18 protein-coding genes and 1 pseudogene are annotated in these 20,776 nt (G+C 63.8%); 5 read left to right on the forward strand and 14 right to left on the reverse strand.

The features are described 5' to 3' along the window. Position 1: 1 nt before the first annotated feature. From trpD to LDL28_RS04050, 4 genes are all read right to left on the reverse strand, one after another. Positions 2–1,117, reverse strand: coding sequence for an anthranilate phosphoribosyltransferase (trpD, locus tag LDL28_RS04035; RefSeq protein ID WP_233057323.1), 1,116 nt, complete (start codon positions 1,115–1,117; stop codon positions 2–4). 6 nt (positions 1,118–1,123) lie between these two features. Beyond that, positions 1,124–1,720: an aminodeoxychorismate/anthranilate synthase component II gene (locus LDL28_RS04040; RefSeq protein WP_233057324.1), complete on the reverse strand. Its 597-nt coding sequence runs from the start codon at positions 1,718–1,720 to the stop codon at positions 1,124–1,126. A gap of 101 nt (positions 1,721–1,821) precedes the next feature. Next, entirely contained in the window at positions 1,822–3,336 is a 1,515-nt protein-coding gene (gene trpE, locus LDL28_RS04045) for an anthranilate synthase component I (protein WP_233059182.1), read from the reverse strand. 56 nt (positions 3,337–3,392) lie between these two features. Beyond that, entirely contained in the window at positions 3,393–5,327 is a 1,935-nt protein-coding gene (locus LDL28_RS04050; protein ID WP_233057325.1) for a peptidylprolyl isomerase, read from the reverse strand. A gap of 256 nt (positions 5,328–5,583) precedes the next feature. Between LDL28_RS04050 and tpiA the strand changes: the two genes are divergently transcribed. From tpiA to kdsA, 4 genes and pseudogenes are all read left to right on the forward strand, one after another. After that, positions 5,584–6,327, forward strand: a complete 744-nt coding sequence (tpiA, locus tag LDL28_RS04055; RefSeq protein WP_233057326.1) for a triose-phosphate isomerase — start codon at positions 5,584–5,586, stop codon at positions 6,325–6,327. A 37-nt stretch (positions 6,328–6,364) separates the two neighbouring features. Next, positions 6,365–6,695: pseudogene (gene secG, locus LDL28_RS04060) on the forward strand (preprotein translocase subunit SecG); the annotation flags it as partial. A gap of 92 nt (positions 6,696–6,787) precedes the next feature. Continuing rightward, positions 6,788–8,419, forward strand: a complete 1,632-nt coding sequence (locus tag LDL28_RS04065; protein WP_233057328.1) for a CTP synthase — start codon at positions 6,788–6,790, stop codon at positions 8,417–8,419. Then, a complete protein-coding gene (kdsA, locus tag LDL28_RS04070; RefSeq protein WP_233057329.1) occupies positions 8,420–9,268 on the forward strand; it encodes a 3-deoxy-8-phosphooctulonate synthase in 849 nt (282 codons plus the stop codon). It begins immediately after the preceding gene. Between the two features lie 26 nt (positions 9,269–9,294). On the opposite strand, the gene LDL28_RS04075 is transcribed toward kdsA, so the two are convergent. Beyond that, a complete protein-coding gene (locus LDL28_RS04075) occupies positions 9,295–10,377 on the reverse strand; it encodes a glycosyltransferase family 4 protein (protein ID WP_233057330.1) in 1,083 nt (360 codons plus the stop codon). A gap of 60 nt (positions 10,378–10,437) precedes the next feature. Continuing rightward, positions 10,438–11,598 (reverse strand): hypothetical protein, encoded by a 1,161-nt coding sequence (locus LDL28_RS04080; protein WP_233057331.1) that lies wholly within the window; start codon positions 11,596–11,598, stop codon positions 10,438–10,440. Between the two features lie 384 nt (positions 11,599–11,982). Between LDL28_RS04080 and sodC the strand changes: the two genes are divergently transcribed. After that, positions 11,983–12,513, forward strand: coding sequence for a superoxide dismutase[Cu-Zn] (gene sodC / locus LDL28_RS04085; protein ID WP_233057332.1), 531 nt, complete (start codon positions 11,983–11,985; stop codon positions 12,511–12,513). A gap of 137 nt (positions 12,514–12,650) precedes the next feature. Here the strand turns inward: sodC and LDL28_RS04090 are convergent, their stop codons facing one another. Genes LDL28_RS04090 through LDL28_RS04125 form a run of 8 tightly spaced genes read right to left on the reverse strand, consistent with a single transcriptional unit; the run spans position 12,651 to position 20,769 of the window. Beyond that, positions 12,651–14,429 (reverse strand): AMP-binding protein, encoded by a 1,779-nt coding sequence (locus LDL28_RS04090; protein WP_233057333.1) that lies wholly within the window; start codon positions 14,427–14,429, stop codon positions 12,651–12,653. A gap of 14 nt (positions 14,430–14,443) precedes the next feature. After that, entirely contained in the window at positions 14,444–15,691 is a 1,248-nt protein-coding gene (locus LDL28_RS04095) for an MSMEG_0569 family flavin-dependent oxidoreductase (protein ID WP_233057334.1), read from the reverse strand. 16 nt (positions 15,692–15,707) lie between these two features. Next, complete coding sequence (locus LDL28_RS04100) at positions 15,708–15,995, reverse strand: MSMEG_0570 family nitrogen starvation response protein (protein ID WP_233057335.1); 288 nt, start codon at positions 15,993–15,995, stop codon at positions 15,708–15,710. Further along, positions 15,983–17,161, reverse strand: a complete 1,179-nt coding sequence (locus tag LDL28_RS04105) for an MSMEG_0565 family glycosyltransferase (RefSeq protein ID WP_233057336.1) — start codon at positions 17,159–17,161, stop codon at positions 15,983–15,985. The genes LDL28_RS04100 and LDL28_RS04105 overlap by 13 nt, the downstream gene beginning before the upstream one ends. Next, positions 17,158–18,132 carry a sll0787 family AIR synthase-like protein gene (locus LDL28_RS04110; protein WP_233057337.1) on the reverse strand — a complete coding sequence of 325 codons (975 nt, stop codon included), beginning with the start codon at positions 18,130–18,132 and terminating at the stop codon, positions 17,158–17,160. Before LDL28_RS04110 ends, LDL28_RS04105 begins: the two co-directional genes overlap by 4 nt. Beyond that, positions 18,129–18,692 (reverse strand): MSMEG_0567/Sll0786 family nitrogen starvation N-acetyltransferase, encoded by a 564-nt coding sequence (locus LDL28_RS04115; RefSeq protein ID WP_233057338.1) that lies wholly within the window; start codon positions 18,690–18,692, stop codon positions 18,129–18,131. Before LDL28_RS04115 ends, LDL28_RS04110 begins: the two co-directional genes overlap by 4 nt. Beyond that, positions 18,689–19,798, reverse strand: a complete 1,110-nt coding sequence (locus LDL28_RS04120; protein ID WP_233057339.1) for an MSMEG_0568 family radical SAM protein — start codon at positions 19,796–19,798, stop codon at positions 18,689–18,691. The genes LDL28_RS04115 and LDL28_RS04120 overlap by 4 nt, the downstream gene beginning before the upstream one ends. Next, complete coding sequence (locus LDL28_RS04125; RefSeq protein WP_233057340.1) at positions 19,795–20,769, reverse strand: Nit6803 family nitrilase; 975 nt, start codon at positions 20,767–20,769, stop codon at positions 19,795–19,797. Before LDL28_RS04125 ends, LDL28_RS04120 begins: the two co-directional genes overlap by 4 nt. Between the last annotated feature and the right edge of the window lie 7 nt (positions 20,770–20,776).

The following is a 20,776-nucleotide window of genomic DNA, read 5'->3' on the forward strand; positions in this document are numbered from 1 at the left end:
TCTACCCTGTTACTCTGTTAGGCTCATCCGCCCGGAACTTCCGGACAGCCTCCAGCACGGCAAGCACCGCGCCACGATCGAGAACTTCAGCCGCGACGGCGATGTTCCCGCGCAGGGCGGCATAATCGATCCCGCCGCCCCGGATGATGGTGTCGCCCCGCCCCGCCACATGCAACGCGACCGCCACGTTGAGCAGCACGGTATCGCGGTAGGCGCCCCGCGCGCCTTCGGCCAGATGGCGCAGCGCGCGGGCGTTATGCGCGGGCGTGCCCCCGGCAATGGCGCTGATCGGCGCGCAGGCCAGTCCCGTCGCCGCCGGGTCGAGGGCCAGGGTGCGTATCTCCCCGCCCTCCAGCGCGCGGATATGGGTGGGACCGGCGAGGGTCACTTCATCGATGAACCGCCCCTCCCCGCACGCGCCGCTGACCGCCCAGACGCAACGCGACCCGGCTTCGCGCAGCGTCGTGGCCATGACCTCCAGCCACCGGGGCGAGAACACGCCCACAAGCTGCCGCGTGACCCCGGCGGGATTGCACAGCGGGCCGACAAGATTGAAAATGGTGCGAAACCCCAGCCCCCGCCGCACCGCGCCGACATGCCGCATGGCGGGGTGATGGTTGGTCGCGGCGAGGAACGTCACGCCATGGCTGTCCATCATCCGGTGGATGTGGGGGGTGTCCACCGGCAGCGGCACGTCGAGTTCCAGCAGGACATCCGTCGCCCCGGAGCGCGAAGACAGCGCCCTGTTGCCATGCTTGACCACCGGCACCCCAAGCGCCGCCAGCACGAAGGCCACGGCAGTGGAGACGTTGAGCGTGCCCAGCCCGTCACCGCCGGTGCCGCATACATCCACCGCATCCGCCGGCATGCCGGGCACCGCGACCATGCGCGCGCGCATGGCGCGTACGGCGGCATGCAGTTCGGTTACGCTCTCGCCACGCATATGCAGCGCGGTCAGGAACGCGGCCAGCAGTATTTCCCCCACCGCGCCATCCATGATCGACCCGAACGCCGCCCCCGCCATGGCGGGCGACAGGGGCTGCCGCGCCAGCAATGCCGCAAGGATTTCCCTGAACTCTGCCTGGCGGGCCGGGGCGGGGTCCGTACTGCTGTTCATGGCCGCTCAGGCAGCCTTGCACGGTGTGTTCCGGCCCCGCGCAAGGGACAGAAAATTGGCCATGATTTCATGACCGTATTCGGATGCGATGCTCTCGGGATGGAACTGTACGCCAAATATCGGCAGGCTGGCATGGCGCAGCCCCATGATCACCCCATCGGACGAACGGGCGGTGACGGCCAGCGTATCGGGCAGGGTGTCGGGATCAACGGTCAGGCTGTGGTAGCGGGTGGCGTTGAACGGGTCGGGCACACCGGCGAAAATGCCGGAGCCGTCATGATAGACCGGCGAGACCTTGCCATGCATGGGCACCGGCGCGCGCACCACCCGCCCCCCGAAAACCTGCCCGATGGCCTGATGGCCCAGACAGACGCCAAAGACCGGCACCCGGCCCGCCGCCTCGGCAATCAGGTCGCAGCAGATCCCGGCCTCATTGGGGGAACAGGGCCCCGGGGAGATGACAATGGCCTCGGGCCGCAGCGCAAGCGCGTCGGCTACGCTGATCGCATCATTGCGATAGACGTCGCACTTCTCCCCCAGATCCCCCAGGTAATGGACGAGGTTGAAGGTGAAGCTGTCATAATTATCGATCAGAAGGATCATGGTCGTATCATGGCTTTTCCGCTGGGCCGGGTCAAACCTTCAGGTCCGGCCCGGCATGTCGGACCGGACCTTATCATGTCCCCGCCCGCTATAAAATCGCCTTATCCGCCCTCACCCGTTGCAAATCGCACCGCTTCCTCCGCCGCGCGGAACAGGGCGCGGGCTTTCTGGCGGGTTTCCTCATATTCCGCATCGGGAATGCTGTCGGCCACCACGCCGCAGCCCGCCTGCACGTACATCCGGCCATCCTTCACCACCGCCATGCGCAGGCCGATGCAGGTGTCCATGTCCCCATCGGGGCCGAAATAGCCGATGCACCCGGCATAGGTGGCGCGCCGGGTCGGTTCCACCTCATCAATGATTTCCATGGCGCGAATCTTGGGCGCGCCGGTCAGCGTGCCGGCGGGGAAGCCGGACATCAGCGCATCGAGCGCCTCCAGCCCGGGGCGCAGCCGCCCCTCCACGTTCGAGGAAATGTGCATGACATGGCTGAACCGCTCGATCACGAACTGCTCAGTCACCCGGACCGACCCCATCTCGCACACCCGGCCCACATCGTTACGGCCAAGGTCGATCAGCATCAGGTGCTCGGCGCGTTCCTTGGGGTCGGCTAGCAGTTCAGCCTCCAGCGCCAGATCCTCGGCCACCGTGCCGCCGCGCGGGCGGGTGCCCGCCAACGGGCGGACCGTCATGGCGCCTTCGCGCAGCCGCACCAGTATCTCGGGGGACGAGCCGACAAGGCTGAACCCGTCAAGGTCCAGATAGAACAGGAACGGCGCGGGATTGATGCGCCGCAGCGCGCGGTACAGCGCGAAGGGCGGCAGGCTGAACGCGGCGCTGAAGCGCTGGCTCGGCACGATCTGGAACGCATCGCCCGCCGCGATATAGTCCTGCAGCCTGCGTACGATCGCACAGAATTCCTCACGCGACAGGTTGGACTGCGGTACGGGTGGCGCGATCTCCCCCCCCGTGCCGTCCGGCAGTTCCACGGGCGTGGACAGCGCCGCGCGGGCCTGTTGCAGGCGGTCCTGCGCCTCGTCCCACACCGTCTCGGGCGCGACACCGGCCCTGGGCCGCAGGGGGGCCGCCAGCAGCAGTTCGTCGCGCACCGTGTCGAATATGGCGAACAGGCCGGGACGGATCAGGATGCCTTCGGGCAGGTTCAGGTCATCGGCGGGCATGTCCGGCAGGCATTCGACCTGCCGGACCATGTCGTAACCCAGATAGCCGAACACGCCCCCCGTCATGGGCGGCATGCCGTCGGGCAGGGTCATGCGGCTTTCATGCAGGATGCGCCGCAGGGAAGTCAGTGGCGCATCGTCTTCCGCCACGAATTCATGCACCGCCGCGGCGGGGTCATGGCAGACGCTGGCGCTTCCGTTATGGCAGCGCCAGATCAGGTCTGGCAGCAGGCCGATCACGGAATAGCGCCCGCGTGAGGTGCCGCCTTCCACGCTTTCCAGCAGGAACGCGTTATGCCCGCCATTGCCACCCCCATGGCTGCGCGCCAGCCGCGACAGCCGCAGGAAAGCGGCCACGGGCGTCAGCAGGTCAGCGGGTTCGACGCGCCATGCGAGCGCGGCATCCCCCGCGCGCAGGGCGGCAAGGGCCTCCATGCGCTGGGCAGCATCAGGCTGCCGGAAGGAGGGGCGTATGCGCGATGCGTCTGCTGTCACTGTCCTGTTCCCGTGTTTTCTCTGCCCGCAACCTCGGCCATGACCGCGCGAATGGCGGAATTGTTCGGCCTGGGTTTGACAATGCCTTCCAGCGCATTGCCGTAACTCATTTCAATGTCATCACCCATCGACTGGGTCAGCCCGGCGCGGATCCGGTCATAAAGCGGCTGCTGTGACGCGCGGTCGGGGTGGGTGATCGCGGTCAGCGTCGCGACCACGTATCCGCCATCCGTCTCGACCATCACGCTCTGCGCCGGATGGTCGAGGCGGAAGATCAGGGCCGCGACCTCACGCGGGATTTCCGGCGCGGGCTGGACGGGCGAGATCGGCTGGCTGTGTTCCAGCCCGGAAATGGCCGGGCTGACCTGCGCGAGACCGCCCCGCTCCTTCGCCTGCGTATAGAAGCCGGTGGCCTGCTGGTCGGCCATATGGCGGCGTGCATCGGCCTGCCACGCGGCGGTGACGCGCGCCCCGGCCTCGGCCATGTCCAGGCCATGCGCCGCCGTCACGCCATCGACCGAGACGGCGTACCAGACCCCGTCGGGCCCCTGAAGCAGTTCGGGGCTTGCGCCCTTGGGCTGGGAAAAGATACGCCCGATGATCGCCTGCCGCGCCGCATCGCCACCCGGAATGGGGGCGGGCGTGCCGTCATGCGTCAGGCCGCCCTGATCCAGTTCACCCGATACCGCGACGGCCCCCAGATCGGCCGGGATGGACTCCAGCCCGCCCCCCGCGATCGCGTCCTGCAGTTTCTGCACCCGATCGCCCATCAGCGCCTGCGCGCGGGCATGGGCGACCTGATCGTGCAGGGCCTGTTTCACATCGTCGAAAGCCGTGCTGTGGGCGGGCGTGATGGCGGTGACGCGGAAGGTGACCCAGCCGCCCTCGCTCCGGACCGGTCCCTGCGTCACATCGGCGGGGGCCGCGAATATCTGCCGCGCCAGGTCAGCGGACGGCACGTCGCTCTGCCGGATCGCGGGCAGTTCCACGGCGGCGGCGTCCCTGCCTGCCGCCTTCTGCACCTGCGCCCAGCTTCCGCCATCCACCCACTGGGCGCGCAGGGCGGCCGCACGGTCCTGCGTCGGCACGGTCACGATCTGCACGGTACGCCGCTCGGGCGTATTGAACGTGCGGGACTGGGCCTGATAGGCGTCGCGCAACGCGGCGTCGGGGATGTCGAGCTGATGGCCGATCGTGTCCGCCGACAGCACGACAATGCGGGCATGGCGGTATTCAGGGGTCTGGAATTCCCACGGGTGGTTGGCGTAGTAGCGCGCAAGCTGCGCCCCGGTCGGGGTGGCGGTGACCGGCTGGCTTTCAAAGGGCACGCGCACCAGGTCGATGGTGCGGGTCTGGGCTTCGAAATCAAACAGGCGGCGGGTCATCACATCGGGCACGCCCACCCCATCACGAATCGGCTGGAGCAGCATGCGCGACGCCTGTTCCTGCCGGACGAGATCGACCAGCCTCCCTTCCGACATGCCGGTACGACGCAGGCGGTCGTTGAACAGGGCGCGATCGAAATGTCCGTCACGCCCCTTGAACGCGGGGATGGAGAATATCTCCTCCCGCACCGAGGAATCGGGCACGATCAGGCCATGCCGGTCGGCCGCCAGCGCGATTTCGGCCTGAAGCACCAGACGCTGGAGCACCTGCTGGGCCACCTGCTCACGCGTGGCGGGGGGGATCTGGGACGGATCGGGCAGATGCATGGACTGCGCGACCTGCGGCATCTCGGACTGCAGCGCGTTCTGGTAGGTCTGCAACAGGATGGTCTGGCTGCCCACACGGGCCACCACATCGGCGCGTTCCGTGCCGATGCCCATCAGCACATCGCCCACGCCCCAGCCGATGAAGGCGAGGAAAAACAGCCCGGCGACGATGCGTCCCACCCATGAATCGATAAACACGCGACACAGAAAAGATAGCATGAAAAACCTGCACCAGGACCAAGATAAAGGCGGACGGAAAATGGCATGCACGCAGCGCGCCCCTGCGGGGCTCCTGTTTTCCGGTCGCGCACCATACGGTCACGCTGGCGGTTTGACCAGCACTACCGTGCTTGCGCACCCGTTGTGCGCGTGGGCGGGTTGCAACGCCGGGGGCGGCATGGTGTAGGCTGCGCGCCCTGACAGCCATGCCCTGCATAACGCGACAACGCGGACAGACAGGGGCGGGAGTGGAAACATGAAGCAGATAATTGTTGGCAACTGGAAAATGAACGGCCTGAGCGCGGAGGCCGACGCCCTGGTGAACGGACTGGCCACGGCGCTGGGCGCCCTGCCCACACGGGCCGATGTGGTGGTCTGCCCCCCCTTCACGCAGCTTGCCCGGCTGGCCCCCGCCATAAAGCAGGCCGGGATCGCCCTGGGCGCGCAGGACTGCCATCAGGACAGGGCCGGCCCCCATACGGGTGACATTTCAGCCCCGATGCTGGTCGATCTGGGGGTGGAGTATGTCATCCTCGGCCATTCCGAACGCCGTGGCGAACATCATGAACTGGACGAGACGGTGCGTGAAAAGGCCGTCGCCGCCATGGCGGCGGGGCTGACGCCCATCGTCTGCGTGGGAGAGAACGCCGACCAGCGCGCCGCCGGCGAATCAGAGGAGACGGTGGGCTGGCAGATACAGGGCTCGCTGCCGCAGGGGTTCCGGGGCATCGTGGCCTATGAGCCGATATGGGCCATCGGCTCCGGCACGGCGGCGTCGCAGCAGGATATTGCCGATATGTCACGCTTCATCCGCGAGGAACTGGTGCGCCAGTTCGGGGAAGCTGGCAAAACGATCCGAATCCTTTATGGTGGGTCCGTCAACGAACGCAATGTCACCGATATCCTGCCTGTCGAACACGTGGACGGGGCGCTGGTGGGCAATGCCAGCCTGAAGGCCGAAACCTTCGCGCCGCTTGTCCGCGCCGCCCGACCGTCGTGATTGCCGCGCGGCCAGCGGGGATCAACTGGAAAGACGCATGATCACAGTTCTTCTTTTACTGCACCTGTTTGTCACCATCGCGCTGATCGGCACCATCCTGATCCAGCGCAGCGAGGGTGGCGGCCTTGGAATCGGTGGCTCGCAGGGCATGGGCTCCTTCATGTCCGGGCGCGGCACGGCAACGCTGCTCACGCGCTCCACCGCCGTGCTGGGCACGGCCTTCATGGTGCTGTCGCTCACGCTGGCGGTCATGAACCGCGGGGCCTCCACCGGCACCGGGCATGACATCCTGGCCCAGCCGCCCGCCCCCTCCAGCCCCGCTGGCGGCAACTGACCCGGCACCACCGCCGGGTCCAGGGTCAATGCCCCCGCACGTGGTGCCGGGGCATTTTTTATTTTTTCTATCACGCCGCATCGTAGCCTTTGCAGCGTGGGCGCAAGCAGTGTAGGAAGGCCATCCATGACGCGGTTTGTATTCATCACCGGCGGCGTGGTGTCCTCCCTCGGCAAAGGCATCGCTTCGGCTGCCCTTGCTGCCCTGCTTCAGGCCCGTGGTTATCGGGTCCGGATGCGCAAGCTTGATCCCTATCTGAATGTCGATCCGGGGACGATGAGCCCCTATCAGCACGGCGAGGTTTTCGTAACCGACGACGGCGCGGAAACGGATCTCGACCTTGGCCATTACGAGCGTTTTACCGGCGTGCACGCCACGCGGGCCGATAACGCCACCACGGGCCAGATCTATTCCGGCGTGATCGCGCGCGAACGGCGTGGCGACTATCTGGGCGCGACCGTGCAGGTCATTCCCCACATTACCGATTCGATCAAGGAAACGATCGTCGCGGATACCGACGAGGTGGATTTCGTGCTGGTCGAGATCGGCGGCACGGTGGGCGATATCGAGAGCCTTCCCTTCCTTGAATCCATCCGGCAGTTGCGTAACGACCTCGCACCCGGCCAGACCATGTTCATCCACCTTACCCTGCTGCCATGGATCGCGGCGGCGGGAGAGCTGAAGACCAAGCCAACGCAGCATTCCGTCAAGGAACTGCAGAATGTCGGCATCCAGCCGCAGATGCTCGTCTGCCGGTCGGACCGGGAAATTCCCGAGACCGAACGCCGCAAGATCGCAAGCTTCTGCAACGTGCGCCCCGAAGCCGTCATCGCCGCGCGCGACGTGGACACGATCTATGCCTGCCCCATCTCCTACCACCGCGAGGGCATGGACACCGAAGTGCTGCGCCATTTCGGCCTGCCCACCACGCCCGATCCCGACCTTTCGCGGTGGGAGAAGATCGTGGACGCCGTGCGCCGCCCGGACCGGGAAGTGCTGGTGACGGTGGTGGGCAAATACACCGCCCTGCTCGACAGCTACAAATCCCTGATCGAGGCGCTCCAGCACGGAGGCATCGCCAACCGCGCCCGCGTCCGGCTGAACTGGGTCGAGGCGGAAAGTTTCGAGAAATCGGACGACGCCGTGCAGTCGCTGGCCCATAGCGATGCGATCCTGGTGCCCGGCGGTTTTGGCGAACGTGGCTCGGAAGGCAAGATCCGCGCCGTGAAGTTCGCGCGTGAAAACAATATCCCGTTCATGGGCATCTGCTTTGGCATGCAGATGGCGGTTATCGAATGCGCGCGCAACCTTGCGGGCATTGCCGATGCGTCCTCGACCGAATTCGGGCCGACGGAACAGCCGCTGGTCGGTCTCATGACCGAATGGGCGCGGGGCAATGAACTGCTGCGCCGGCGCGAAGGCGGCGAAATGGGCGGCACCATGCGCCTTGGCGCCTACCCCGCCAAACTGGCGGAAGGGTCGCGCGCGGCGGAAGCCTATGGCCGCACCGAAATACGCGAACGCCACCGCCACCGTTATGAGGTCAATGTCCATTACCGCGAGCAGCTCGAAAAGACGGGCATGCGCTTTTCGGGCATGTCACCGGACGGCATCCTGCCCGAAGTCGTGGAATATCCCGATCACCCGTGGTTCATCGCGGTGCAGTATCATCCCGAACTGCTGTCCAAGCCATTCGATCCGCACCCGCTGTTCTCCGGTTTTATCGGGGCGGCCGTAGCCAAGGCGACCAAAAAGTAAATGGCGACCCACCGTGCTGTAACCATCGGCCCGCTTCAGGTTGGCAACCTCGCCCCTTTCGTACTGATCGCGGGGCCATGCCAGATTGAATCCGCCGCCCATGCCCTGGAAGTTGCTGATGCGCTGCATGGCATGGCAACCCGGCTTGGCATCGGGCTGATCTATAAAAGCTCGTTCGACAAGGCGAACCGCACCAGCGTCACGGGCGCGCGTGGCGTGGGCATGGCGCAGGGGCTGGATATTCTGGGCCAGGTGCGTGAACGCTTTGGCGTTCCCGTGCTGACGGATGTGCATCTGCCCGACCAATGCGCCGCCGTGGCCGAGACGGTGGATGTATTGCAGATCCCGGCCTTCCTGTGTCGCCAGACCGACCTGCTTCTGGCGGCGGGTGAGACGGGGGCCGCCATCAACATCAAGAAAGGGCAGTTCCTGGCCCCCTGGGACATGACGAATGTCGCAGCCAAGGTGGCGTCCACCGGCAATGAGCGGATCATGCTGTGCGAACGGGGCACGTCATTTGGCTACAACACACTGGTCAATGACATGCGCGCCCTGCCCATCATGGCGGGAACGGGGTACCCCGTGATCTATGACGCCACCCATTCCGTGCAGCAGCCCGGGGGGCTGGGTTCGGCATCGGGCGGGCAGCGGGTATTTGCCCCCATCCTGGCGCGCGCGGCGCTGGCGATCGGGGTTGCGGGCCTGTTCATCGAGACCCATCCCGACCCGGATCACGCCCCCAGCGACGGGGCGACCATGCTGCCGCTGGCCTGCATGGAAGACCTGCTGCGCAGCCTGGTCCGATACGATACCCTGACCAAACAGACCCCGCCGGACGAGATTATCTGACACACCTGCCGGCGGGGGCGATCATTCTACGGCTGGATGTCCGTCATGCGCCGCAGGATATCTCCCCCCGCCTGGGAAAAGGCATGCGGGCTGAAACGCCGCATGACCAGATCGCGCGCGGCGCGGCCCATATCCGCCAGCCGTTCCGGATGGCGCAGGATCATTTCCAGTGTGGTGGCCAGTTCCTGCGGGTGGTCGGGGTGTATTTTCCATCCTGTCACGCCCTGTTCAATGGAATGGTTCATCTCACCTACCGTGCTGCCCAGCACGGGTAGCCCCATGTTCATGGCCTCATGCGCGGCAATACAGAACCCTTCCCCGCGTGAAGGCTGGACATACAGATGGCAGGCCCGCAGAAACGCCGCCGTGTCATTCACGTAACCCGCGAAACGCACGTTCGTCAGGCCATGAAGCTGGCAGAATGCGTGCAGCCTTGCGTATTCACGCCCCTCCCCGGCTATTGTGACCTGATACTCCGGCAGTCCCTTCACCGCCCGGAGCAGGATAAGGGCCCGAAAGAGCGTATCGTACCCCTTGGTGGGATCGAGACGCCCCAGCGAGCCGATCCGCACGACCTCTCCCGGTTTCCATGCCGGGGCGGGCTGGATATCGGAGTGGGTACGGAAAATGGGCCAGCAGGCCAGTTGGCTGGATGGCAGGTCAAGCCGTTCGCCCGTAAGGTTGGTCACGTAATCGGAATCACCCACCCATAGCCGGGTCAGCTTTTTTGTCAGGCGTAGCAGGGTCAGGTTCGCCGGTTTCAAAAACGCGTTATGCTGCCAGCTTACAACCGGAATATCCTGCCATGCGCCGACAAGCTGCCCCAGCAGGGTCGCGCGTGTCAGGGATGTCCAGATATGGGTCGGCCGCACGGAGCGCACCCACCTGTCAAGTTCGTGCAGGACATGGCGGGAGGACGCTTTTTCCCCCGCCAGCACCACGCCGTCGATACCCGCCTTGCGCATCGCCTCCATGGCGCGGCCGTTGCGCCGGATCAGGGCGGCGACATGGACCTCATGCCCGTGCTGACGACAGACCTCAACAATAGCCGGAATAGGTAACGCGGCCCCTCCGCCCTCAAATGTATTGATAACATACGCAATACGCATACCTGTCTCCACCCGATCCCTTCAGGCCGTAGCGATCAAGCGCCATACCCCAACCCGCATTCAGGCCGCGAGCGCTTTATTGTGTGACAAAAAATGGACGATTTCCCGCGCGGCGCGACTGGCGGCACTTTGTGTGGGGACCGTATGGAACGTAGCCTGAAACGCCTCCTTCTGTCGCTGTGCATAGAACTGCTGCTGTTCCTGCGCCACGGCCAGCGCATGCGGCAGGGCGCTGACCCGGTCGATCACCTGCCCCATGTTCCAATGGGTATAATTGGGATTGCCCTGCCAGTCAGCCCCATGGGAATTGAGCAGAATGCATGGGCGCGGCTGATATATCCATTCATAGATCTGGCTGCTGGCATCCCCCAGATAGATATCGGCGGCGAGGGTATAGGACATATCCACGGAATACTGGCTTCCCGTATCAATGCGGATATGGGGCAGGTTACGCAGCCGTTCGGGGATCATCCGGCGCAGACGGATGCGGCGATGTTCGACCGACACATGCATTTTGCGACGGAACAGCATGACATGCGGGGCGAAAATAAGGTTGTAGTCGTCCTGCCCCGCGAACCATTCCAGCACATCCAGCCCCATGTCCCACCATGAAGACAGGATGGGATCGAAATGCGGGTTGTACAGAACGGTTGGCCGGTCATTATCGAAAAAGCGCCTGCGTACCGAAAAATCCACGGTATCGAATTTGGGATAACCGACAACCGCATGGCCTTCCGGCCGGATCAACCGTTTTTCCAGCATGCGGTCGCGCGTCTTGGCACCCGGTAGCAGAACCAGATCAAAAAACCGTGTCACGTTACGAAACCCGATGGACCGGTCACCCGCGCCATGGGGGAAATAGATCAGCTTGATATCCAGTCCGAAATGGCTTTTCAGCAGGGCCGAAGTCGTTTCCGGCACGACAAGCGCATCCAGCCCGGCGAACAGCCCCACATTTTCATGCAGGTTGGCGATCCGCTGGAATGGCAGGAAAGATCTGGCCACAACATTGATGGCCCGGGCCAGACGACCAATGCCGATATGCACAAAGCGTACGCGATCCGAACAGGACGCGATCGTCTTGCGCACATGGGCCTCCTGTTCCGCCGAGGAAGTCATGACCGTCACATCCTGCTCCAGCGCGACAAGTTCACAGATAATTGGTGCGGTATGTGAAATCTGGTGGATACAGTCGTGATTGAAAAGAAAGCCAATCTTCATACAGGAAACCTCACATCTCGAATTGTAACATGTTTTTTCCGAAAAATAATAGATGTGGGTTTATCCGCCCCCGCCCGGTTCCTTTCCTCTGTCGCCCGGTGAATTCTATCACCGTGGGTCACCGGGGACATGACAATTTCGCCCCAAGGCGTACACTACTGTTTATGCGGCAACGCGTGCATGGGCCAGAGGGTACTTTCCCTGCCCTGCCTTCCCGGCATTGGGGCGGGCTGGCCGCATGTCGGGTTCAGGTGTGGGGAATGGGGCCTCGGGTTAGCCTGCCATTATTGCGATCTTTTCTTAATTGCGACAGGATATCAGGGAGAACCATGCGCCATTTCCGGTGTTCATGACCTGAACCCGCGTCGAAAAAGGAAAATCCTTATGCCCTCGCCTCGCCTTAACCTGTTTGCCGCCCTGGTGCTCAGCCTTGCCCCTTTCTCCTCCATGGCGCATGCGGCCGATACTGCGGTGGGCAACCTGTTGGGCAGCGATGGGACCGCACGCGGAACCATTCATGTCACGGAAGCCCCGAAGGGCGTTCTGCTGCGCGTTGAGGCCAAAGGGCTGATCCCCGGCTGGCATGGCATCCATTTCCATGAAAAAGGGGATTGCGGGGCACCGAAGTTCACCAGCGCCGGTGCGCATGTGCATGCGACATCTCCCGTGGTGCATGGCCTGCTGAACCCGAATGCGAATGATGCCGGTGACCTGCCCAATATTTTTGTCGGAACGGATGGAGCGGCCACGGTGGAATTTTATTCCACACTGGTTTCCCTGAACGGAAAGGACGGTCGCCCGGCGCTGCTCGATGCCGATGGTTCGGCCCTTGTCATTCATGCCAATCCCGATGACTACCAGACCCAGCCCATCGGTGGCGCGGGGGACCGGGTTGCCTGCGCGGTGATCCGGTAAGGAGCTGGTTTAATAGAACTCATTTATAAGAAGTAATAAAAGTTTTTGGGTGCCGCCTTTTTTCAAAAAGGCGGCGTTTCCTGAAGCTTTTTGAAAAAAGCTTCACCAAAAACTTTCTTGATGATTCGCGCGATGTTTTAAGGGCAGGAAACCATCAGGTGCCTGCGCATGATCTTTCCGGATACGGTTGTGGGCAGGTGCCTGACGAAGCGGACCTCCCTGAGTCCGATCCATCGGCCAAGCGCCTGATTGACCCGCCCGATGATGTCTTCAGAAGAAAGTGTGCATTCCGCCCCGGAATCAGTCACCACATAGGCGACAGGCCGCTGCCCTCTCAGTTCGTCCGGAATTGCGACCACAGCACAGGCATGAACGGCCGGATGGGTGGCGATGATCCTTTCGATCTGCACGCCCGAAATCCGCCGTCCCGCAACCTTGATGACATCATCGGAGCGCCCGAGCATATGCACGGCGCGGCTGGCCTTGATCATGCCTTCGTCGAAGGTGCGATAATACTGTTTCGTTTCATCAAGATAGGCGGCAGGAACACGGATCGCTCCATCCTTCCATACGCCAGCCAGACAGCCGGGCGGCAGCGGCAGGGACAGGACAATCTCGCCGCACGGTTCACCCGGCGTGGACGGCACGATGGCCGGGCGGAATCCCGGCGCGGGCCGCCCGATATCGTTCATGAGCGGGACCGGCTCACGCTCGGGCAGGCCGAAGAAATGGGCGGTGATGCTCCACCCGGTTTCCGTCTGCCACCAGTGATTGACTACAGGTTTGCGGAAAAAGGATCGCGCCCAGTCCAGCAATGTCGGGTCCGCATACTCTCCGGCCACGAAAATGCGAGCCAGCGCAGGCAGGATCGCCCCTGACAGATGACGGCTTTCCTGCCGCATGAGGCGCATCTGGGTGGGCGTGGTGAACAGGCAGGTCACGGCGTGTTCGTGACAGAGCATGCGGATGGCGGAAGCGGATGCGCCCCCTTCCACAATCACGCTGGTGCACCCGCTGATCAGTGGCGCATAGACGCCGTAGGAATGACCGACAACCCAGCCCAGATCCGATGTCGTGAAAAAGGTATCACCGGGTTTGCAGCCATAGATCAGTTCCATGGACAGGGCGAGTGCTACGGCATGCCCGCCATTGTCGCGCACGATGCCTTTCGCATTGCCCGTCGTGCCGGAGGTATGAAGGATATAGAGGGGATCTTCGGAGCGGAGCATGATTGGCTCTGCCGGTGCGGACTGTTCCAGCATGCGAAAATCATGATCCCGTACCGGCTGAAGCGATGCCGGACAGGCTTCACGCTGCACGATCACGCAGGCCTGTGGCCTGTGCGTGACTCTGGCCAGTGCCTCATTCAGGGCAGGTGCGGATGGAATGGGCGTCTGCCCCTGAAAGCTGCAACTGGCAATGATGATGACTTTCGGGGCCACATCATCAATCCGGCGCGCCAGTTCGGGCCCGGCGTAGCCCGCAAAGACCACCACATGCACGGCCCCGATCCGCGCGCAGGCCAGCATGGCAATGGCCGTCTCGATCATGGTTGGCATGGCGATCAGGACCCGGTCGCCTTTCTCCACCCCCAGCGAGCGCAGGCCACCGGCAAACCCGGCCACCCTGCCCTGCAACTCCCTGTAGGTTACAACCTGACGTTCCTTGGTCGCGCAGGAATGCCAGATCAATGCCGCCTGCCCGCCGCGACCATTTTCAACATGCCGGTCGACGGCGTTATGGCAGGTGTTGAGCGTGGCGTCGGGAAACCAGTCATGCCAGCCATCCGCCCGCGTTTGGCACGCTGTCACAGGTGCCTGCTTCCATGTGACGCGCTGCGCCGCAGCCAGCCAGAACTGCTCTGGCTGATTCAACGCCGCATCGTACATCGCCTCGTATGTCATCCATGGAAGCATGGCGCTTACTCCGATCAGGCTACGGGCACATCTTTGCCGGTGATCTGGCTGGCCAGCCACGCGGCATCGCGCGAAACGCCTGAGAACCGTCCCGATCCCCAAGTGTGCAGCCATGGCAGACCGAGGAAGTAGAAGCCCGGCGCATCGGTCACGCCGCGATGCCAGACCGGCTTGCCCGCTCCGTTAAAGACGGGCACATCAATCCAGCGATAGCTCGGGCGGAAACCGATGCACCAGACGATCGACGTGATCCCGGCAGCCTTCAGATCCAGCGGCGTGTTGCTGCTATCGGGCTCCCACACAGGCACATAAGGAGCTTCGGTTGGAGCCGTGATCCCTTCACGGGCGATGTAGGCGTCGATGGATTTCTTGATGTCGGCATTTGTCCTGTCCGCATCATCAAGGTTTTCCGCAAGATCCGGCGCGAAGTGCGCCACTTCATCGCGGATTGTCTCCAGCGTGCCGTGCAGGCCCACGCCTTCCCTTGCAAACAGGCGCAGGTCAAGGTCATGGCCGCCATTTCGGCCCGTGACATAATGATTGGTCTTGTCGCGCGCACCGTCACGCAGGGGGTGATGATCCACCGTCAGGTCATAGAAGTGCATGTCCGCAAGCCAGTCCACAATGTCACGCCCACGGTAGAAGCGCGAGACGCGCGGGGCGGAGCCGACGCAGAGATGGACCCGGCGTTTTTCAAGGAACAGATCCTCGACAATCTGCGCACCGGACTGGCCGCTGCCCACGACCAGCACCGCACCCTCCGGCAACTGGGCCGCATTACGGTAATCCTGCGAGTGGACCTGATGGATGGCGGGGTCGATTGCACTGGCGTAACCGGGGATGACCGCGTCCTGATACGCACCTGATGCGATGACCACATGTTTCGCGTGCCAGACGTCACCACCCGCCACCACGCGGTAACCACCAGCTTCATGGCGCGTAATCGAGGTAACAGCCGTGTGCTCGCGCAGCGGCGGGCTGAAGGAGTCCACAAAACCCTTCACGTAATCGATGATTTCCTGCTTCACCATGAAGCCGTGCGGGTCTTTCCCTTTGTAGGGATGACCGGGGAGTTCGCACTGCCAGTTCGGTGTGACCAGGCAGAAATTGTCCCAGCGTTCATCGTCCCACGAATGGCAGGCGGTCTTTGCCTCAAAGACAATGTGCTCCACCTTCTCGCGGCAGAGGTACCAGCTCATGGACAGGCCGGCCTGCCCGCCGCCCACGATGATGACGGGGATGGTTTTTTCATTCTGTGTCATGGTTATTCTTTTCGTCTCAATAACTGAAAGACAGGATGCGCACCTGCGCATCGGACTGGTTCAGAAAAGGCGCACCGGCCTGCCTTATGGCCTGAAGCTGGCCAAGGGCGCGGCTGCACGGGAAGCCATAGCGCGCGCGAACCCGCTCACTGGCTGCCGTCAGGGCCGTGTCTGCTTTTTCAAGGAATTCCCGGATCCGGTACTCCTGACCGGGCATGAAGTGGTCCCGTATGACCAGCGAGGGGGAGTAACAGTCGGTCTCCTGCCCATCGGGCCAGCGCACGCGAAAGGTCATTTCGGGCATGATGACAAAACTCCAGAAACAGGGGCATCGGCGCGCGACAGGGCGGCCAGACGCCGATATGCGGGAAGGTGTCGAGCGGCGACGCTGCTCCAGTCGAAACGGCGGGCCGTTGCGGGGCCGCTGATGCGGAAACGGTCGCGATTTTTGACGCTCAGCGCGTCCCGCAAGGCCAGAAACAGGGTGTCGGGGCGCGTCAGGTCGCACCACAGCGCATCCGCCCGCGAAAGGTGCCCGGTAAAGGGGGCGATTTCCGGCACGATGACTGGCGTGCCACAAGCCAGCGCCTCCAGCGGGCACAGGCCAAACCCTTCGGTTATGGACGGATAGGCGAGCACATCCGCCTGCCGGTAGAAGGCAGGCATGTCCTCATCCGCAACCGGCCCGGTTATGGTGACATGACCGGCTGCACCGCTTTCGCGCAGGCGTGCCGCGAACAGGGTGCGGTAGGACGAATGATCCAGCAGCGAGGCCCCGCCCGCCACAACCAGATGCGCATCAGGCCGTTCGCGGCGCAGGGCCACAAACGCTTCCAGCAGGTGCAGCGTATTCTTGCGCCGCTCGATCCCGCCTACGGACAGGATCAGGCACTGGCCCGCAGGCAGGTGATACCGCGCCCGCAACGCGGCATCCCGCGCGCCTGGCATGGGCGAAAAGCGCACGGGATCGACCCCGTTGCCAACAACCGGGGCTTCACGGCCATGCTCGTTGCGCAGGATGCCTTCCCACAGCGTGCTGACGGTAAACAGTTCCGTCGCTGCCCTGATCCCCCGTTCCTGCCGCGCGGCAAGGACCGGGTGGGAGAAATGGTCGAGATGGTGGACCGTGCGGGCAAAGCCCGGTATTCGCCCTTCTTCCACCAGTTCGGCCAGTGCATTGGCGCTGATGGGGTCCTGTGCGTGCAGCACGTCAAATTGCTGCCCACGCAGTGCATCCCTGATCTCGGCAATGCGTCGTTCCACCAGTGTTGGCAGATCGGGCTCGGGCACGGCCGGGATGCAGTAGGTCGTACAACGGGGCGTGCGGAAGAAACCGGCCCCGGTCACATCCGGGGCGATCAGCGTCGCGTCGTGGCCTGCGTCACACAGGGCTTCCGCCAGCGCCATGCCATGCACCACGCCGCCGCGCGGATTGGTGGAGTGGGTCAGGATGCCGATGGACAGGCTCATGGCGCACACCCCATGAGCGGGACCTGCGCGAGATCCCAGAAGGTCTCTTTCGCGCCGTTCCACATAACGTCCAGCCGCTGCGTGCTGTCACACTGACCGATGACAGAAGCCGCAATGTCACGTCCATGAAACCGGGCCATGACCGCCTCAGCATCCTCGGGCCGGGCCGTCAGCAGGTAGCCGTAGCTGGGGAACGCGGACAGCCAGCGCTCCATCGGTGCATCGTCGGGGCGGGGAATGTCATCGAGCGTGATGGTCATGCCGATGCCCGAACATTCAGCCAGCATGAGGGCGGTGCCCAGCAGGCCAGCCATGCTGATGTCCTTGGCGGCGCGGCTCAGCCCGGCCTCGGCTATGCCGGGCAGCAGGTCGAGATCGCCCCGCAGGCGTGTCGCCTCCCCGGTGCCACACAGGGCTGAACTGGCGTCCCAGAACGGATGCGGGTCATGCCAGCGCCCGCGCAGGTCGATGGCGGCGATCAGGATCTCACCGGGACGGGCATCGAAACTGGTCAGCAGATGACGGGCACGGCCAAGGATCGCGACCGACAGCGAATTATGGGTACTGCGCCTGTTGGTATGGCCACCCACGACAGGCACGCCATAGGTGCGCGCACCGTCATGAAGGCCGGTCAGGATCATTGCCGCCGCTTCGGACGTATCGCTCCACAACGCATCGACCACGGCTACGGGACGACCGCCCATGGCTGCAATGTCGCTGACATTGACCATCACGCCGCAATACCCGGCGAACCACGGCATGGACCGCACGAAGCTGTCCTGAAACCCCTCGCTGGCCAGCAGGAGATAGCCATCGCCATCCGGGATCGCCGCGCAGTCATCGCCGAGGCGAATGGCCCCTCCCGCGTCATGGCCAAGGATAGCGGCTACCTGCGCAATATCCTGCTTGCCGGCCAGCGCGCGACCGTTGCGCAGGTGGTCAAGCATGTTGCTCAATGCGTGTGCCATCATGCCACCTGCCGGTTGCGGGGCTGTGGGCGCAGCAGCCATGTCTGGTCATGACCATGCGGCGGATAGCGCGACAGGTCAGCCTGCATGTCGTGATGCGGCAGGCCGTGCAGGGTTATGGTCCCAAGGCTTTTCCAGTGCAGGCGACGGAAGAACAGCACGTTCTGTTCCTGCACCTGCGCCAGGAACCGCGTGGCCCCAAGCCCGTGCGCCGTGCTGACCGCCATGCGGATGAGTTCCGCCCCGATCCGCCCCAGTTTGCGGTGGTCTTCATGGACGGCCAGACGGGAGCCACGCCAGACACCGGGTTCGGCTTCATGGATACGTACGGCACCGACGATCCGGTCCGGCATGCCCGCCATGCAACACGCGGTAATGATGGGAATGGCGGTCGCGTCGATCGCATCGCGGTCATCATCGGCGAACACCTGCTGTTCGGTGCAGAACACGTCGCGGCGCAGCGCGTGATAGCCCGCGCGTTCCCACGGCGTGCGGGCCAGACGCACGACATATTCCGTAGGGATGAACGGCCTGTCCTCCACGCCTTCGAGCATCGTGCTCATTGTTCGTAGGCCGAAAGCGAGGAACACGCACCGCACCGGCCGCACCCGGCCCGGATGTCGGTGGACTTCATGTTTGCCTCGCGCAACATCCGCCCAAGTGGTGCGAGCACGGACTTCATGAAATCACCAGAGGGTGGCGCATGATTTTCCAGCGGTGTGCCCGAGATAGGCACGAACGGCACCACGAAGGGATAGACCCCGAGCACAATCAGGCGTTCGGCCAGCGCCAGAATATCGCCCGCACTGTCACCAAGCCCCGCCAGAATATAGGTATTGACCTGCCCGCGCCCGAAGATCGGGGCGGCGGAGGCAAAAGCCTCCATGTAACGATCGACGCTGACCGTGGCCTTGCCGGGCATGATCTTCTCGCGCACCGCCTGAGTTGCGGCTTCGAGATGCATACCCAGGCTGTCGGCCCCGGCGTCGCGCAGGCGCTGGAACCAGCCGTGATCGCGCGGCGGCTCGCACTGGACCTGAAGCGGCAGATCCACTGCGGCCCGGATGGCACGGGCTGACTCGGCCAGCACGGCAGCACCCCGGTCCACCACATTGGGCGTGCCGGTGGTCAGCACCATGTCGCGCACGCCGTCCAGTTCAACGGCGGCTTTGGCGACCTCGGCCAGTAGTGCTGGCGTCTTGTAGGCAATGGTGCGATCGGCCTCCAGCGACTGGCCAATGGCGCAGAACTGGCAGGACGTGCGCCGGTCGGCATAGCGGATGCAGGTCTGGTGCACCGTGGTCGCCAACGTGTCGCGCCCGTGCAGCAGGGCGATTTTCCAGTACGGAATGCCCTCCGCCGTGCTCAGGCCATAAAAGCGCGGGGCGGCCGGGAAATGGATCGTGCCCAGTGTCTGCCCATCGCGTAGCAGCTTGCTCGCCCCGTTCCGGTCCGGCGGGCTGGCCTGAAACGGAGACCGCCGTGCGCCGGATGTATGGACCGGCACCATTACGGTCTGGCCCGCGATGGTGATCGTCTTGTGATCCGAAGGGCCGGCCCCGCCCTTGCGGGTCATGCCGCCGGTCTGTGCGCCGATCTGAAGCCCGAAGGATTGCAGGTCGGTAACAAGCTTGCGGTCGGAAAGCGTGCCGAGTGTCGGAACGGTCATGACGCGGCCTCATCTATGGATGTGGGAAACGGATCGGCTTCATCAACGTAATGAACGGTGCGGGCGGGCCGCCGGTCCTGAAGCAGGCTGAGCAGTTCGGGGCGTGCGTAATGCCCCACGGAATCCATCATCCGCTTGCGCTTGGTGATGAGCGCGAAGTCAAGATCGGCAATCACCATCCCCTCGCCTTCCGTCAGCGGTTCCCCCAGCAGCTTGCCTTCGGGTGAGACGATGGTCGTGAAGCACCCACCCCGCAGCGGCCCCTCCAGTGCAGGATCACCTGCTATTTCCTTGATCTGCTCTTCCGTCAGCAAACCCGTGGCGTTCACGACAAAGCAGCCGGATTCCAGCGCGTGATGCCGGATGGTGACTTCCATCTGGTCGGCGAATATCTGGCCGACCAGTGAGCCGGGGAACTGGGCGCAGTGGATTTCCTCATGCTGGGTCATCAGCGCGTAGCGGGCGAGCGGATTGTAATGCTCCCAGCAGGCCAGCGCCCCGATGCGCCCAGCAGCACTGTCCACCACTTTCAGCCCCGCGCCATCCCCCTGCCCCCAGACCATGCGTTCATGATAGGTGGGCGTGATCTTGCGGCGCTTGAGCAGGATTTCTCCCGTGGCGTCGAAAATGATCTGGGTGTTGTAGAGCGTGCCGAAATCCCGTTCATTCACGCCCAGCACCACGACCATGCCGGTGTCGCGCGCGGCCTCGGCCACCATGTCGGTAACCGGGCCGGGTATGACGACGGCGCGTTCGTAGAGCGCCAGATGTTCGCCACCAAAGCGGAAGGCGGGCTGGATGAACGAGAAATAGGGGTAGTACGGCACGAAGGTTTCGGGAAAGACTGCCAGTTTCACGCCTTTTCCGGCGGCGTCGCGGATGGCCTGACAGACTTTCCGGGCAGTACCCAGACCGTCGTCACCAAGGACGGGACTGATCTGGATGGCTGCGGCACGAACGATACGGGACATGGCTTGC

The organism is Komagataeibacter sp. FNDCR2 (genome assembly GCF_021295395.1).
GTDB lineage: Bacteria > Pseudomonadota > Alphaproteobacteria > Acetobacterales > Acetobacteraceae > Komagataeibacter.

Bases quoted from the DNA above. Each gene is read 5' to 3' on its own strand.
- LDL28_RS04115 (WP_233057338.1), bottom strand. From the start codon at position 18,692: ATGAGCACGATGCTCGAAGGCGTGGAGGACAGGCCGTTCATCCCTACG.
- trpD (WP_233057323.1), bottom strand. From the start codon at position 1,117: ATGAACAGCAGTACGGACCCCGCCCCGGCCCGCCAGGCAGAGTTCAGG.
- LDL28_RS04100 (WP_233057335.1), bottom strand. From the start codon at position 15,995: ATGCCCGAAATGACCTTTCGCGTGCGCTGGCCCGATGGGCAGGAGACC.
- LDL28_RS04075 (WP_233057330.1), bottom strand. From the start codon at position 10,377: ATGCGTATTGCGTATGTTATCAATACATTTGAGGGCGGAGGGGCCGCG.
- sodC (WP_233057332.1), top strand. From the start codon at position 11,983: ATGCCCTCGCCTCGCCTTAACCTGTTTGCCGCCCTGGTGCTCAGCCTT.
- LDL28_RS04110 (WP_233057337.1), bottom strand. From the start codon at position 18,132: ATGATGGCACACGCATTGAGCAACATGCTTGACCACCTGCGCAACGGT.
- LDL28_RS04125 (WP_233057340.1), bottom strand. From the start codon at position 20,769: ATGTCCCGTATCGTTCGTGCCGCAGCCATCCAGATCAGTCCCGTCCTT.
- LDL28_RS04105 (WP_233057336.1), bottom strand. From the start codon at position 17,161: ATGAGCCTGTCCATCGGCATCCTGACCCACTCCACCAATCCGCGCGGC.
- kdsA (WP_233057329.1), top strand. From the start codon at position 8,420: ATGGCGACCCACCGTGCTGTAACCATCGGCCCGCTTCAGGTTGGCAAC.
- tpiA (WP_233057326.1), top strand. From the start codon at position 5,584: ATGAAGCAGATAATTGTTGGCAACTGGAAAATGAACGGCCTGAGCGCG.
- LDL28_RS04080 (WP_233057331.1), bottom strand. From the start codon at position 11,598: ATGAAGATTGGCTTTCTTTTCAATCACGACTGTATCCACCAGATTTCA.
- LDL28_RS04040 (WP_233057324.1), bottom strand. From the start codon at position 1,720: ATGATCCTTCTGATCGATAATTATGACAGCTTCACCTTCAACCTCGTC.
- LDL28_RS04065 (WP_233057328.1), top strand. From the start codon at position 6,788: ATGACGCGGTTTGTATTCATCACCGGCGGCGTGGTGTCCTCCCTCGGC.
- LDL28_RS04050 (WP_233057325.1), bottom strand. From the start codon at position 5,327: ATGCTATCTTTTCTGTGTCGCGTGTTTATCGATTCATGGGTGGGACGC.
- LDL28_RS04090 (WP_233057333.1), bottom strand. From the start codon at position 14,429: ATGCTTCCATGGATGACATACGAGGCGATGTACGATGCGGCGTTGAAT.
- trpE (WP_233059182.1), bottom strand. From the start codon at position 3,336: ATGGAGGCCCTTGCCGCCCTGCGCGCGGGGGATGCCGCGCTCGCATGG.
- LDL28_RS04120 (WP_233057339.1), bottom strand. From the start codon at position 19,798: ATGACCGTTCCGACACTCGGCACGCTTTCCGACCGCAAGCTTGTTACC.
- LDL28_RS04095 (WP_233057334.1), bottom strand. From the start codon at position 15,691: ATGACACAGAATGAAAAAACCATCCCCGTCATCATCGTGGGCGGCGGG.